The following is a 14,524-nucleotide window of genomic DNA, read 5'->3' on the forward strand; positions in this document are numbered from 1 at the left end:
ACCCACCCCTTCATTCAGACTCATTCTCGTAGTAAATTCTCATCTGTAAATCGGTTTCATAGTTTCCGAACTTTTTGCCGAACAAATTGATCCCGCCGTCATTGTCAGCATCGGGCTTGACGCCGATACGGACCGTAATAGAAGTCGTGTCGTCCGCTTCCAGATCCTTGATCTGCACTTCGGAAATTTTTCTTCCGTCGATGAACGACCCGTCCCCGTTCGTACTCCACGTTTTGAGCAGTCCGTACTGCGTATTTTCGCTGCCCCACCAATACGGAGTAAGCAGTCCGCGTTCTCCGCCGAAATCGCCGGGACTTGTCCAGGTCCCCAACTCCTTTCCGTTAATCCATAAAGTTATATCTGAAGGCCAATCCAAGTTATGGAGCGGCGCTTCCGAACAAACCTCCATCGTCAATTCCAAGCGCAGAATCTTAGTGCCTCGCGGGGCGCGATTCGGAAAGCGGTATTCCAAATAGCCTTTTCTAAACCAGATCAACTGAGCGTCAATACGCTCCGGTTCAAAAAACGATCGCGGCTCATCCATTTCGCCGATAATCGATTTTTCGCTTAACATGCCGCATGTCGGCTGTACATCGGAATCTACGTAATGGCCAATCGGTACCGCAACGATGGCGCAAGACTCAGATGGCGCCGGGTTGAAATACGCAAAATCGACGACAATCCGGCTGAAGACGGCGGCGCATATTTTTTGGGTCCCTCTCGTTCCCGGAACCATTTCCGTCTTGATCAATCCCGCATCTTCCAATTTTTTGATGTTTACGGCAGCGGTAGATGCAGGAATATTGAATTTGTCGGAAATTTCCCCGACGTTCATCGGCCTAACAAGCAAGCTTTTAAACATTTCGATTCTCAATTCGGTCGAAAGCGCTTTCGCGATGTGAAGAAAATCATCAATATTTGTTGTTAATATTCGGTTTAATTTCGAATGATCGGTAAAGTCGACTTCAATACTCATCTTTTCATACCTCAATTCATCGCATATTTTAGTGTTCCATTAGCGATTAATATTTTATCTTTAATTGCTATGATACACCCGAATTATCATTTGTTGCAATAAATATTGTTTGAAAGCCATTTCATCATAACGGATTACAACTTATTTTGCAATATAAAATCTGGCGCTCTCCGTTCAATTGCCTATGCTCTTGGAAGTTTGAAGTTTTATTTCCAATATCCTGGCATTGAGCCTCCCCGTCTCGGTTTATATAATGCAGGGGAAAGGAGGAAGAACATGAAGAAACTTATTTTGCCATTTCTGGCGGTTATCCTTTGTCTGTCGTCCTTCATTCCGGCGGCGTCGGCCGCTCCTACACTCCAGCAAGGAAGCTACAGCGGGGATGTGTGGGATTTGCAATTTCGTCTGCAAATACTGGATTACTACAAGCAGCCTATGGACGGAATATTCGGTTCTAATACAGCGCAGGCCGTGCGTCGTTTTCAACAGGACTACGGCTTGAAGGTTGACGGCATCGCCGGCCCGAACACCTGGCAAGCGTTGAAGCGGGTCTCGGTCAATGCCGACGAATTGAAGATGCTGGCTCGCACGGTCTACAGCGAAGCCCGCGGTGAGCCATACACCGGACAAGTCGCGGTGGCAGCTGTCGTGATGAATCGTCTGCAATCGTCGCAATTTCCGGATACGGTAGCGGGCGTCATCTTCCAGCCGCTGGCGTTCACTGCCGTAGATGACGGCCAATATTGGCTGGAGCCGGACAGTACGGCCTATGCCGCGGCTTGGGAAGCGGTGCGGGGATGGGATCCGACGAACGGTGCTCTTTATTATTTCAATCCGGCCACCGCAACGTCCCAATGGATCTGGTCGCGCCAGCAGACCGGCAAAATCGGCAATCATATTTTTGCAATCTAAGCTCAAGGCAGGGAACCTCTTCAGGGTTCCCTGTTGCTATCTCAGTGCGGGCGAATGGGCCAAAGTACATATCTCTCCATACCTTCGGTGCGGGAGAACCAGAACGTCCCCCGTACCGCTGGTGCCGAGACGTGTTGTCTTTGGCAGGCATCCTCCCACGAAGGGAGATCTGCAGGCGCATGGCGATCGTCCGCCTTATTGTGCTTCCGCCCACTTTGCCCGCCGGCATGCTCATGCTGGCGGCTGAGCGCATACAGTAGAGCAAAGGAGGGAATATAGTTGCCGTCCTACCGCATCATTGTCGATTTATCAGCTCGCATGCTCTACTTGCTGGACGGAAACCGGGTCGTGCGCGGCTACCCCGTCGGAATCGGCAAGATGGTCACCAGGACGCCGACGGGAGAATTTACGATTATTAACAAGCAATATAATCCCGGCGGCCCGTTCGGCGTATTATGGATGGGCCTGTCCAAGCCGCATTACGGCATACACGGAACAAACGATCCCTCTTCCATCGGCAGAATAGTGTCCCACGGGTGCATCCGGATGTATAATGCCGATATCCTCCAATTATCTTCCTATGTTCCCGTCAATACCCGCGTCACGATTCGGCCGTGACCCCGGGATCCTTTGGCCTCTATCCCCGCTCGAACGGCAGAGCCGAAGAGACGATCTTCGGCTCCTTTACACGTGGTCATCCTTGTTCAGCAGCCGCTCGAGAATCACCGCCGCCTCTGCCCGCGCAATCGGCTCATTCGGCGCCTCGCCAACCTAGACGAGCCACTAAAAAAGCGCGCCTCTTCCCGGCGCGCTCAATTCACTCATCGCACTTCAAGCCCGGACTGACGGGCCGGACCTTACCACATCATTCCGCGGGATACGATAACCAGCAAAATAAAGAGAACCAGGATGACACCTGTCGAAGTCCAGAGGCCGCCCATGCCATAACCGCGCTCTTTTACTCCATCGCTCATTTGTTATCCTCCTTTTCATCCAAGATACAATGTATTGTATTAGCGGAACCCAGGATTGGACTCCGTTAAACGCCTAACGCTATAGACAAAAAAAGCCGCCGGTTGCCCGGCGGCTCGCTATTGACAGCACAGTTATAACAGATAGGGTTCTGTCAGACCGTACTCTTCTTCCATATGCTGTATCCATTCCTCCAGTTCGCTTAAGTGCTCATAGACACGGACGGTAATGGACGAACCATTCGCCGTATCCCGATAGAGGACGACAGGGCTGCCCTGGGTAATTCGCGCTCGCGCCCGCTTGTAAATGGCGTCGATATGCTCCCAATCGCCCTGTTGATAAGCGCCACCAATTTGGTTGAGATTGATCGTGAATTGCTCCATGCTCTATCCCCTCCTTGTGATGGGTATGCCTTTCCCTCTTAGTATACCCAAGGTTGCCCGATTTGTAACCGTCTGGCTGCCGATTTTATCAGAATTTTATAAATCCGCTCCTGCGCGGCATGCGAATAGGTCAGGAAAGGGGGTATACTACAGAATAGAACAGGCAGGCCCTGCTTGCCGTGCTGCGCCTTGCCAGAAGAAAGGAGTGACCGCGATGCCTTCCATGCCGAAGCTGCTGATCGGGGCAGGGATTGTACTTATCGTTGTCGGAGTATTATGGGCCGTGTTGGGCCGCTGGATTCCATTTGGCCGCCTGCCGGGCGACATCGTTGTCAAAAACGGCGGCTCGACTTTTTATTTTCCGATCGTCACCTGCATCATAATCAGTATAGTCGGGTCGTTGCTGCTAGCGCTATTTCGGAAATAAACAGGAAATTTAACCGTGAAGGCACTTACATGACTCCGTAGGTCCCGAAGCTGGTGCTCCCGTGATCAGTCTGCGACCATCTCCGGTAGGCGGCGATATATTCCGCAATGATTCCGGTCGAGAGCGAGGCATAGATCTCACCGATGGCCCGGCCGGAGTCATGAAACGGCTCAAGCCCGTCGATGGTGAGCACCCCGTAAGTGCCAAGCGGCAAGCACATCAATGCCTGGTACGGGCTCTTGGAGTCCGTATTCCGCTCCCAATCCTCATCCTTCGTCACATCCGCAATCTGCACGATTGCCTGCTTCCGGTAGGATCGCCCGGCTACCGAGCGATCGACATGCAGTTGGCGCTCGCCAACATAATGCTTGGGGAACCCAGCCGAGGCGAAGCGCAGCGTCAGCATCTGATCCGCATGCAGCCAGATGCCGCAGCGATGATGTCCCCCCGCCTTGAGCTTCATGTCGACAGCCAGTATATCCAGCATCCGCTGCAGCAAGAAGGACGCCTCGGTCAGGACCGCATACGGATCCGCAATCGCCCGGATATCGTTAAGCGCATCCATGAACGGCTTCACGTCGCGCAGCGCCGACAGCGTCTGCTGGGCCGTATGTTCGTGAATAATCTGGCCGCCCCGCAGTTCGTCCATCCGCAGTTGAATATCTTGCATCCGATCGTCACGGCGCATGACGTCGGCGATCATATCGCTAAGCTTTTTATTGATGTAGAGCGTCTTCACGAAATAAAAAATCATGCCGGCGGCAATGACGACCGCAAAGATTTGATACGCCCACGGAGGAAGCTTATCGAGCATTGACTTCATCAACCCTTCCATACGACGTCCTCCTTTCATTATGCCTTTGACACAAGCCTATGCCACAAATTGGGCGAACATGCATTCCGGCCCCGATTCCACGCAAAAAAGACCCGTTCGGTCCCTCCCCCAAGGGAAGAGATCGGACGGGCCTTCGCTCATGTTGTATATTAACCATGCTGATGGTGAACGGCCGTCTGCGAACGCACCGATACGGCATGCCGCGGCACGCCTGCCTGCACGGTCCAAGTAATGACCTTGCCTCCAATGCTAACCGCGAGAATGGTATACAGCGTATCCCACAGCGGCAAATAGAACAAGGAGACCAGCAGTACCACAATGTCGATAATGATAAACACCGTGCCGACGCTTAACTTCGTCCAGCGGCTGATGAATAAGGCTACGATATCGTCGCCGCCCGTTGCGCCTCCGTGGCGGAGCACGATTCCTGCGGCGAAGCCGGTCAGCACACCGGATACGACGGCGGCCAGCACCATATTGCTGCCGAAATTCATTACCCACGGCGAGTAGCGCTCACAGAGCTCATAGGTAAGGGAGAACACTCCCGTCGCCATCGCGGTATTCATGATGAACCTTCGCCCCTTGAAGAACCAAGCGGCAATGAATACCGGGATATCAAGCATCAGAACGGTCAGCGCCGGTGACCAGTCGAACGTATATTTTCCGATCAGCGCGAGACCGACAAATCCGCCTTCAGCCAGGTGATTCTGAAAATTAATGTGATAATAGCTGAAAGCCAATAGCATTGAGCCTAACAACATCCATACAATATGACGTAATTGTTCGTTTTTCCTCATCTTGGTTCCCTCTCATCGTTCGTGGATTCGTCCTTCGACCGACGGCGGAAAGCAAGATAGAGGAGCAGGTCCTTCGCATCATTTCACGCTTCCTTCGCAGTCAGTCTACATCGGAGTGACGGTTCTCTGCGAGAGGAAGCTAGATGTAAGAAAGATCATAACGTTTCCAGACTGTCCTTTGGGGAAGCATCCTTCGGGGACACATTGGTATCCTGATCCTTTCTTTTTTTAATTTGGCATTTTGAACCAATACCGGGTTGCAACAGTTGCTATACCTATATTATATCATAATATATATTCCGGCCCTAGCGGACCTATGCTCCGTATATCGCCTTCGTTATGTATTAATCGGATTGTCCCCGTATCTTGCTTGCTCCGCTCCATGTTTGAGCGGCTCCCTCCCGGTTTATCTCGAAAATGCTCCGTCGTTCACGAATATCTCACGTTTGCTGTGCGCAAGATCACATTGTGATGTAGATCACTTCGTTAGACTGGAATCAGTTCCATTGCGGAATTCCAATTACGAAAGGATGAGTTAGGATGCTGAAGCCGCGCACCATTGAGATTGTGAAAGCGACCGTGCCCGTTCTGGAAGCGCATGGCCAACAGATTACGAAGCGATTTTATGAATTAATGTTCTCGAACCATCCCGAGCTGCTCAATATTTTCAATCACGCGAACCAGCGGCAGGGCCGCCAGTCGCAGGCGCTCGCCTCTGCCATTTATGCCGCGGCGGCGAATATCGACCGTCTGGAGAACATTATGCCGGTCGTGAAGCAGATCGGCCACAAGCACCGTGCTCTGCATATTCAGCCGGAGCATTACCCGATTGTCGGGAAGCATCTGCTGCTGGCCATCAAGGATGTGCTTGGGGATGCGGCGACCGATGACATTTTGGAAGCCTGGGCGGAAGCGTACGGCGTCATTGCAGATATTTTCATCCAGGTCGAGCGCGATATGTACCGGGCTGCGGGGGAGGAGGAAGGCGGCTGGGAAGACTTCCGCAGCTTCCGCGTCGTCCGCAAGGTGCCGGAATCGGATGTCATTACGTCGTTCTATCTTCAGCCGGAAGACGGCGGGGCCATCTCTTCTTATGTTCCGGGACAATATATTACGGTGCGGGTGAAGCCGGAGGGTTCGGAGAATACGCATCTGCGCCATTACAGCCTATCCCAGGTTCCAGGGGGAGACACATACCGGATCAGCGTCAAGCGCGAAAGCGGCGATGACCATTCCCCCGCCGGCATCGTCTCCTGCTATCTGCATGACGTTGTGCAGGAAGGCGATCGGCTAGAGCTGACGGCACCTGCCGGCGAATTCACGCTGCGTACAGGCAGCCCGACTCCGGTCGTGCTCCTTAGCGGCGGCGTCGGTGTCACGCCGATGATGAGCATGCTGCAGGCGCTGGCGGAGCACGAGCCGGAAAGGGACGTTTATTTCGTTCATTCCGCGCGGAATCGCCAGGTTCATGCATTCCACGACGAGGTTCGCGCCTTGGCGGAAGCGAATGAACGCGTCCGGAGCTTCGTCTGCTACGAGCGCCCCGAGGCGGGCGCCGATTGTGACCGTCAAGGATTCATAGACGAGGCGTGGCTGGCATCCGCCTTGCCAGCCGATGTGTGGCAGCGGGCGGATACGTACTTCTGCGGACCGGTGCCGTTCATGAAGGCCATCTATCGGGCTCTGCCCGGACTTGGCGTTGCACCCGAGCGGATTCATTACGAGTTTTTCGGGCCGGCCGGAGTATTGGAGGAAGCGTAACGGCAAGCTGCCCTGCGTGGAAGATTGCGCTAAGAATCGGGGACGGTTGGGCCAAAAAACGGGGACGGTTGCGCCGGAAATCGGAGAGGTTGGGAAAAAAGCCAGGCTGTCCCCATAGGCGGTGCATATCCCCTAGTGGTGCATATCCCCTAGGCGGTGCATATGGGTGCGGGGCAAGATAGAATAACAGATTAGACGGGGACGAGAAAAGCGTCAGATGATGAATGAGGCCATAAAATCCTGCCTAAATGCAGGATTTTATGGTACTTGAGCCAATATTTTATCGAATTGATGCAAAAATACATCATTTTCAGCGTTTTTTTGATTTATTACCATTGAACATGCTGAATTGATGCAGTTTTGCAGGATTTCCTGTAACGGAGCACACCTCATATAGGAATGCTGCATTTTTGCAATTTTCCGGCAAGTCGAACGTCGAGAATAAGGGGGCTGTCTCACTGTGGGACACCCCCTTCTTTTCCTAGCCAACTTCACTTCTTCTGACAGTTACCGCTCAAACTCGATATGTAGCACTTGCGCGACGAGATATTGTTGTGCAAGCCCCGGAATAAATCCGCTCCCGGCCCGAATGCATAGATTTGGACGTCCACGCCGGTGTGCAAATAGGTTGTCCAGGCAATGAGAGCACGTTCGCTAATCACGGCGTTAATGGCATGCACCGCATCTTTCGCGTTCTTGATGTTGGCTGCTTCCGCAGCGGTCGGGTTGATGCCGGCATACGTTGCAAGCACTTCTGCGATATTGCTTCTATCCCCCTTCAGCTTGTCTGCCATATAGAGCCCGGATGCCTTGACACGATGCAGCACCTCAAGCTTGGCATCGGTTTGACCGTATCCGCCGACCGACATTCCGCCCGTGTCGTGATCGCCAGCGCAACCGCCTCTTCGAACGCCTGGGTGTCTTTCATCGCCCAAGCGGCGTCATTGTAGTGCCCTGCCGAATCGATCTGGCTCCCTTCCACTAGCAGGAAAAAGCCGGCTTTGTTTTGACGGAGAACGTCGATCGCTTTCCCGGTCATTTCCTTCAAGCTGGGTTCATTCGTATGCTCCCGATCAAGCTCGGGCGCCATGTCCCCGCCCGCGAACAACCCGAGCAGCTTGCTGCCGCTTGCGGCTTGCAGCTGAGCGCGGTCCTCCACGATAGTGTAGCCGCTGCGCCTTGCTTCCTCCAACAAATTGCGTGACTTTTGCTTGCCGCCCAGCGATTCGGGAAGGAAGAAGGCTTTGCCCCCTCCCAGCAAAACATCGGCATTTTCCAGTTGCTGCGGCGCAATGTCGCTTTCTTCGTCACGGGAGGCGATATGCGATGAAAAAGCGGCCGGCGTCGCATCGGTAATGTTCGCGGTCGCGACCAGACCGGTGGACTTGCCTTGTTCCCGCGCCGCCTCGAGAAGCGTCCGGCGCGATGTTCCGTCCGGAGTCGTCCCGATCATCCCATTGTTCGTCTTATAACCCGTTGCCATCGCCGTCGCGGCAGCGGCGGAATCGGTTAACGCGGAATTGGCCGAATACGTCCTCACCATGCCTACAAGCAGCGGATCCATCACGGTCAAGTCGCCCTTATACAAGCGGTAGCTGGCGGCATAGGCGGGTGAGAATCCGTCCGGAACCATAAAAATAACGTTTTTCGCCTTCGCCGCGGAGGCGGCTGCCGAATTGGCCTGAAAGCCAGACTGAAAGCCAAACTGAAAACAGACAAGCAAGGTTCCCAAGACGATCGCGGCAAGTTTACGTTTCATCCTTCATTTCCCCCATAATAAAGCAAATTCCTTTTATCGATTCTCTTGCTGTCCCTGGCACATCAAGTCTGCGTTGCACCCGCTCCGGCCGATAAGGCGGTGGAGCTGTCGCGCTCCGCCAACAATCGCTTCAGGACGTTGTCGCTAATGCGGGCGACATTGTTGTCATAATCGTTCCAAGCAAGACTCCCGGCCCAGTTGATCGATCCGACCGAGAAGACCGCGCCCCCGCCGTGGATATCGAAATAGGTCATGTCCGCCCGTACAAGCGAGTTATCGCATCCCCCTTGACCCGGTGCCGTATTTAATTGATCTTCATGAATAAATTGGTAATTATTGTCGAATCCGGTTGACGTGGCCAGCCACAGCGTATGCGGAGGCGTGCCGAATGTGAGATCATAGCGATCGATCTCATCGCCGGCTGCGCCGCCGGCCGCATATCCGAAGTCGCCAATGATCTCGTCATCGCCTATGCCTTCAAAAATAAACTGCGCCGACGGATGGAAGCTGTCCTCCAATCGGCGGTAACCGCATGCCGAGCCGCCGCCCAGAGCGGTAACGCCTACCCCGACGAGCCGCTGAGGCACATACCCGAAATGGCGCCATATGCCTCCGGGCTCGCCTGTCGTGCTGTGAAACAGCTCGCCCGGCGGAGAATCCGAGGAGCGCGAGCCGGCGTTGCCGCGCCGCACCTCCAGTAGATGCGGCCGATCCGGATCCAGACTCGTCACCCAATAAAATCCGTTGCCTCCCAAATACATTAAGCGGCCGCCCTCCGCCAAATACTGCTCCAGCGCTTTCATCATCGGACGCGTCCAATATTCGGGATGGCTGCCGGTAATGACCACCTTGTAACGGCTTAGCAAGCTGGCGCCTTCATGATGCAGATCTTCGTCCGTCGCGATATCATGGCTCTGCCCCCGCCGCTCCAGCCATCCGGTAATGTACAGATCGGCAGAAAAATGGCGCACAGCCCGCCAGTTCCGGTAATGAGGCCGGATATTCAGGAGCGGCCGCAGCCGGGAAGAATATTGGACGCCGCTGCCGTCGTTGTGCAGGTCATATATGGAACTGCCCATTTCCGGATGCTCGTCCAAATAAACATCCTGCGCAGGAAGAACATAGTCCTCGCCCAAATATTCTTTGGCATACTTGAACAGCCGCTCGTTCCCATATGCCAGATACGTATTGGTCGGCGCCAGGAACAGGACGGGAGCGGTTGCCGTCCCCTGCGTCGGCCGCACAAAAAACGGAATGTAATCGATGCTGCCTTCAGCCTCCAGCTTCAGCGCATAGATGCCGCTTCGCAGATCCTCCGGGAGCCGCCACGTGATGTCGGCTTCCCAGCCGGCATCCTCGATGTCGTTGTCATGAAAATGAATTGCAGCGTATTGCTCCGGCGCGAGACGGTAGTCTGTCTGCTCCCCGGTCCAATTGTGACTTGTAACGGCGCGGGTTCCGCCTTGGCGCAAAATCCCATGATGCCCTCCAGCCGAGCGATCGGAGAGACGGGTCGTTGAAATGCCGTCGCTGAAGTCATAATCCGCAATGAGACGCGCGCCATCGGGCTCCGTCTGCGTGCCGCGCGCCAAGTCATACAGTTGGGCTTCCGTAAAATAATGTTGGAACAAGCGAGGGTTTCCGATTTTCCCGTTATAATGGCGGGACACGCCGCCCGGCGCCGCAGAGTCCGAATCCGCAGCCAGCAGCACGCTGGAGATGACCGTCTGACTGTAATCCAGCTTCGCAGGCGCCGTGCTGACTTGCGCTCCGTCATCGGGCCTCCAGCCGACCTGCTGACTCACGAAGAGCACTGCCGCTTCGCGACTGACTGAATATTGAACGGCTACGAAGTGCCACTCATGACCGTGCAGCGGCGCCTCGGAGCGAACGGCAACGGAATGCCCGCAGCCGCCGATCAAGGAAAACGTTACATGTCCGTCCTGGTCCAGCGTCACATCCGCCCCGGTTGAACCGTCGAGAGATTTGGCAGACCAGATCGTCTGCGCCTTCTCATATTGCGGAAGCTGCGGGTATACCCACATCTGAAGCGAGAATTCCCCGGCTCGCATCCATTCCTCCGGCAGCGGCAGCTCGGCATAGGAGCCGATCGCGGTCGTCTGCCGCCGTCCCGGGTATTCGCCGGCGCAATCCGCCGGTACCGGTTCCGTCGGCAAATAGGGCGAATGATCCGGATCCGGCATCCCGCCGCATATCCGCACCACACTGGCGGTATAACTCGAACTCACCGTGTCGATCATAAAATTCAGTGCTTGTCCGGGCTGGACGCTAAATCGATCCGTGTACCCGACCACGTTGACGGCATCTTGCGTCTTCGCATCAGTCTCGCTGGCTGTTCCCTGTTCATTCGGCTTCATTGAAATTCCTCCATTACTTCAGAATTTTCTTATGCGCCTTGAATCCGTTCCGTCGTAGCTGCTGTTTATGGACGACGGGCCTTGATAACGGAGCCACCCCCTATTAGCAAAATTCGATATGTTTATATAATTTTTCTCATGATGTCATATATTTCGAAATAATTATAGCATGCTAAGTTTTTCAATTGAATCTATTTTTTTCTTTTTATGTATCCTGCCTTTTTTTATGTACCCTGCCTATTGTTCTCAAGAGGCCGGCCTTCTTGAACAAATAAAAATCGCGCTCTGCGGCAGGCTGTACCTGCCAGAAAAGCGCGATATCCAATCTCTATGAGATTTCCCAACTTCTTTCTCAACTTATTGAATAGATAGGCCAACTTAATGACCTGCCTGTTTGCTCTGAATGACCCACTCCGCCAGACGCTTGACGCTGCTTATGGAATCCAGCGTCAGATCGTCTTCATCCAGCGTAAAATCAAACCGCCTCTCTATTTCCGCAAGCAGTCTCATTACCGTCATAGAGTCTAAGATTCCGGTCTCGCCAATTAAGACGGTGTCCGCTTCGACGTAAGGCAGTTTGAGCATAGTTTGAAGTATTCCGGCAATTTCCTGTTCGATCGGTTCGATCGCATCGCGGTTCATCGCTTATTCTCCTATCTCGAGCCAATCGAATGCCTTCCGCGGGAGCGGCAACTGCAGCATATAGACGGATTGCTCGTCCTCCGTAGTCGTTTTCTTGAAGCCCAGCATCTCCAACAACAGTCTCGCCGGCAAATTCCGCTGCTTGCTGACTAGCCGGCATCGCGCCGTGGCCGCCTGCGGCTGTTGTTGTTCCAGCTTTTCCAGAACGGTGTACAAAAAGGCGGAGGCGATGCCCCGGCCTTCAATCCGGCAGGAAATGCAAAACAGATTGATGTCGATCCCGTCGGCCGCAGCGCTTGCAAAGCAGGTTCCGATCAGCCCGTGCGCGCCGAACCGGTCCTCCAGCCGGGCCACATATAAGTAATGGTTATCCCGAGCGCAGTACGATTCGACGAAAGGAAAATCGATTCGTTCCAATAAGCTGTTCATCTGGTTCGTGCGGCGGGATAATTCAACCACCCGCGGGTAATCCTCTTCCCTCGCCAGCCGGATCCGCAGCTTCATTCCGCATTCCTTCAAGAATTGCTCGCGGCTGCCTGTATGCGCTTTGCGAGCTTCCTCCCGCATGTGGCGCGCCTGCATATACTGCCGCCGGTTGGCCGCTTCTTCGGTCAACTGGCCTGCCTGGAATTCAGGATAACCGGGAAGCTCCCGATATTGCCGAGCGTCATAAGTCTGGACCTCCGGCACATAGAAGTTCACTTCGAAGCGCTCGAACGGATCATTATCGATAAAGGCAATCGCATCCAAGCCGATGTTCAGTTCCTGGGCAATCCGCTCGATGCTCGCTGCCTTTGAGTCGAAATGGCATTGGGGGGACAAGAAATAATGGGCGATGCCCAACTGCTCCAGCTTGTCCTTCACTTGCTCCCAGCCGTTGCGGCTGGCGATGCTGTGCAGAATCCCGCGCCGATCGAGCGTATCAAGGACGCTTGCCATCTCCGGCAGCAGCTTGATAGCGGCCTCGTCTTCCCTCAGCGTTCCTTCCCACAGCGTATCATCCAAATCCCATACGATACATTTAATCATCTGCTTCACCGGAGAACCACTCCATCGTCAGATGCGTCGGCTTGAAGCCGTACTTCTTGTAAAGCAGCCTCATCGGCAAATTGCTTACATGCACCTTGCCAATGATGCGCTCGGTTCCCGCCCTCTTGCAATACATCATGCCCGCATCGAAGAGCTCATCCACATAAGCGGTGCCGCGGTAGGGCTCTGCGATATAGAAGCTTTTGAAATTCGCGTACATCTGCTTCGTGACCGAGTTTTCCCGCGGCGTAATCCACATCCAGCCTGCGACATTCCCGTCAACTTCCAGCACTAACATTCCTTTTTTTTCATAGTGAAGCGCTTTTTCCAGCTTCTTGATATGAAAGCGAGGATCGGTAATCGCTTCTTCTCCGAATGAGATAACGGAAATGTCCGTCTCAAATTGAGCGATAACCGCAATATCATCCGGCACGATTTGTCTAATCGGCATCTTGCTATGACTCCATTCTGCGTCGTTATGCGTTCTTTTTTTGAATTAACTCGAAGGAGTCATGATGGCAGCTCGGGCAGCCCTTCTTTTTCAGCTGTTCAATCGTTTGCCATTGCATTTGAAAGCCAACCTCGGTCACAAGGCTGCACCGTTTGCATTCATAGGCGCGAATGGTGCGCCTTACTTCTCCCGTATAGAGGGCGTCCCGGTAATCACGCGCAATGCTCTCCTTCGTCTCTTCCGTAGATTGTAACACAATCATCTGGCTCGTGTTACCTATAATTTCCGCCCCGAGATATTGATTGAAGCGCGGGAGCACACTCGTGACAAGCAAGCCCATCCGGGAAAATTCGCGCTGCATCTCCAAAGCAAAGTCTGGCGATTTGTGGGCGAACGATAGAAAAATGGGCAGCCCGATTTCCGGCTTCAGCAACTGGATGCCTCGCGATACGAATAAAGACAGGCCCTGGAGCGTATAGGGAGGATCCGTGAAAACGCAATCAAAATGGTGCAAAAATTCAGACGGGAGCTGTTCGCGAAAATCCGTTTCATAGCAGACAATCGGTAAATTTTCGGATTCCGCAACATAGTTCACGTAGCTGATAATGCGTTTGTCAATCTCGAACACATGAATGCGGGTATTGGATTTATGCGGATTTTGCCGAAACAACTGCTTAAGGAGAAACGCCAACGACACACTGACAAGGTCATCATCCCCCAGACAGACGATATCCCGCCCGATAAGAACTTCGTGCTGAAGCGCCAGCACGGCCCGCTTCATGCTCGTCTCCAGCGTGCAGCGGGATTGGTCGATCGTGACATCGACCTGGGGACGGTTCTCAAAGACGCCTTCCAGCTTCGACATCATGTCGTGCAGATCGTCCGGATGCCATTGCCCCTGCTTCAACCGCTGATACAAGGTCCGGTTCAGTTGCCCATAACCCATCGTATGCTCAACGAACCGCATCCCTCTCGGAGTGCAGTTGACTCCCCGGCTTTGTTCGATTAGTCCCGCCTTGATGAACTCTTTCTTGATAGCCGCCACAATCGGCAGCGGCAGCAGCGTCTTGCGCGCGATCTCCTTCGTAGAGATGCCCGGCTTGAAGTAAATATCCAGAAGAATGTTCTCGATCGCTTTTTTTCCATCCTTAATGGACACTTGGGAATAAATTGAATCGATCGCTTCTTTATTCATATTTTTC

14 protein-coding genes and 1 pseudogene are annotated in these 14,524 nt (G+C 53.7%); 4 read left to right on the plus strand and 11 right to left on the minus strand.

Features of this window, described 5'->3' with window-relative positions; all coding sequences use genetic code 11:
- Positions 1–10 precede the first annotated feature (10 nt).
- Entirely contained in the window at positions 11–976 is a 966-nt protein-coding gene (locus DQX05_RS03285; RefSeq protein ID WP_119790857.1) for an ArsR/SmtB family transcription factor, read from the minus strand.
- Between the two features lie 276 nt (positions 977–1,252).
- On the opposite strand from DQX05_RS03285, the gene sleB reads away from it, so the two are divergent.
- Both sleB and DQX05_RS03295 read left to right on the plus strand, forming a co-directional pair.
- Positions 1,253–1,888, plus strand: coding sequence for a spore cortex-lytic enzyme (gene sleB, locus DQX05_RS03290; protein WP_119790858.1), 636 nt, complete (start codon positions 1,253–1,255; stop codon positions 1,886–1,888).
- 279 nt (positions 1,889–2,167) lie between these two features.
- A complete protein-coding gene (locus DQX05_RS03295; protein ID WP_119790860.1) occupies positions 2,168–2,506 on the plus strand; it encodes a L,D-transpeptidase in 339 nt (112 codons plus the stop codon).
- A gap of 239 nt (positions 2,507–2,745) precedes the next feature.
- On the opposite strand, the gene DQX05_RS31355 is transcribed toward DQX05_RS03295, so the two are convergent.
- Entirely contained in the window at positions 2,746–2,862 is a 117-nt protein-coding gene (locus DQX05_RS31355) for a sporulation protein YjcZ (RefSeq protein ID WP_220483153.1), read from the minus strand.
- A 132-nt stretch (positions 2,863–2,994) separates the two neighbouring features.
- Complete coding sequence (locus DQX05_RS03300) at positions 2,995–3,243, minus strand: hydrogenase maturation factor (RefSeq protein WP_119790862.1); 249 nt, start codon at positions 3,241–3,243, stop codon at positions 2,995–2,997.
- 214 nt (positions 3,244–3,457) lie between these two features.
- On the opposite strand from DQX05_RS03300, the gene DQX05_RS03305 reads away from it, so the two are divergent.
- Entirely contained in the window at positions 3,458–3,670 is a 213-nt protein-coding gene (locus tag DQX05_RS03305; RefSeq protein WP_087442986.1) for a DUF2905 domain-containing protein, read from the plus strand.
- A gap of 25 nt (positions 3,671–3,695) precedes the next feature.
- On the opposite strand, the gene DQX05_RS03310 is transcribed toward DQX05_RS03305, so the two are convergent.
- Positions 3,696–4,505, minus strand: a complete 810-nt coding sequence (locus DQX05_RS03310) for a GAF domain-containing protein (RefSeq protein ID WP_119790864.1) — start codon at positions 4,503–4,505, stop codon at positions 3,696–3,698.
- Between the two features lie 149 nt (positions 4,506–4,654).
- Positions 4,655–5,266: a YitT family protein gene (locus DQX05_RS03315; protein ID WP_119791420.1), complete on the minus strand. Its 612-nt coding sequence runs from the start codon at positions 5,264–5,266 to the stop codon at positions 4,655–4,657.
- A 576-nt stretch (positions 5,267–5,842) separates the two neighbouring features.
- On the opposite strand from DQX05_RS03315, the gene hmpA reads away from it, so the two are divergent.
- Complete coding sequence (gene hmpA, locus DQX05_RS03320; protein ID WP_119790866.1) at positions 5,843–7,063, plus strand: NO-inducible flavohemoprotein; 1,221 nt, start codon at positions 5,843–5,845, stop codon at positions 7,061–7,063.
- Positions 7,064–7,554: 491 nt separating this feature from the next.
- Here the strand turns inward: hmpA and DQX05_RS03325 are convergent.
- The 6 genes and pseudogenes from DQX05_RS03325 to DQX05_RS03350 all read right to left on the minus strand — a co-directional run bounded on the left by DQX05_RS03325 (position 7,555) and on the right by DQX05_RS03350 (position 14,517).
- Positions 7,555–8,822, minus strand: a pseudogene (locus DQX05_RS03325) (alkaline phosphatase).
- A gap of 62 nt (positions 8,823–8,884) precedes the next feature.
- Positions 8,885–11,200, minus strand: coding sequence for a N,N-dimethylformamidase beta subunit family domain-containing protein (locus tag DQX05_RS03330; RefSeq protein WP_119790868.1), 2,316 nt, complete (start codon positions 11,198–11,200; stop codon positions 8,885–8,887).
- A 378-nt stretch (positions 11,201–11,578) separates the two neighbouring features.
- Positions 11,579–11,842, minus strand: coding sequence for an acyl carrier protein (locus DQX05_RS03335; RefSeq protein WP_119790870.1), 264 nt, complete (start codon positions 11,840–11,842; stop codon positions 11,579–11,581).
- A gap of 3 nt (positions 11,843–11,845) precedes the next feature.
- Positions 11,846–12,871 (minus strand): HAD-IIIC family phosphatase, encoded by a 1,026-nt coding sequence (locus tag DQX05_RS03340; RefSeq protein ID WP_259391778.1) that lies wholly within the window; start codon positions 12,869–12,871, stop codon positions 11,846–11,848.
- Positions 12,864–13,322 carry a GNAT family N-acetyltransferase gene (locus tag DQX05_RS03345; RefSeq protein ID WP_119790874.1) on the minus strand — a complete coding sequence of 153 codons (459 nt, stop codon included), beginning with the start codon at positions 13,320–13,322 and terminating at the stop codon, positions 12,864–12,866. Before DQX05_RS03345 ends, DQX05_RS03340 begins: the two co-directional genes overlap by 8 nt.
- 25 nt (positions 13,323–13,347) lie before the next feature.
- Positions 13,348–14,517 (minus strand): bis-aminopropyl spermidine synthase family protein, encoded by a 1,170-nt coding sequence (locus tag DQX05_RS03350; protein ID WP_119790875.1) that lies wholly within the window; start codon positions 14,515–14,517, stop codon positions 13,348–13,350.
- Between the last annotated feature and the right edge of the window lie 7 nt (positions 14,518–14,524).

The sequence above is a fragment of the Paenibacillus thiaminolyticus genome, assembly GCF_003591545.1.
Taxonomy (GTDB): domain Bacteria; phylum Bacillota; class Bacilli; order Paenibacillales; family Paenibacillaceae; genus Paenibacillus_B; species Paenibacillus_B thiaminolyticus_A.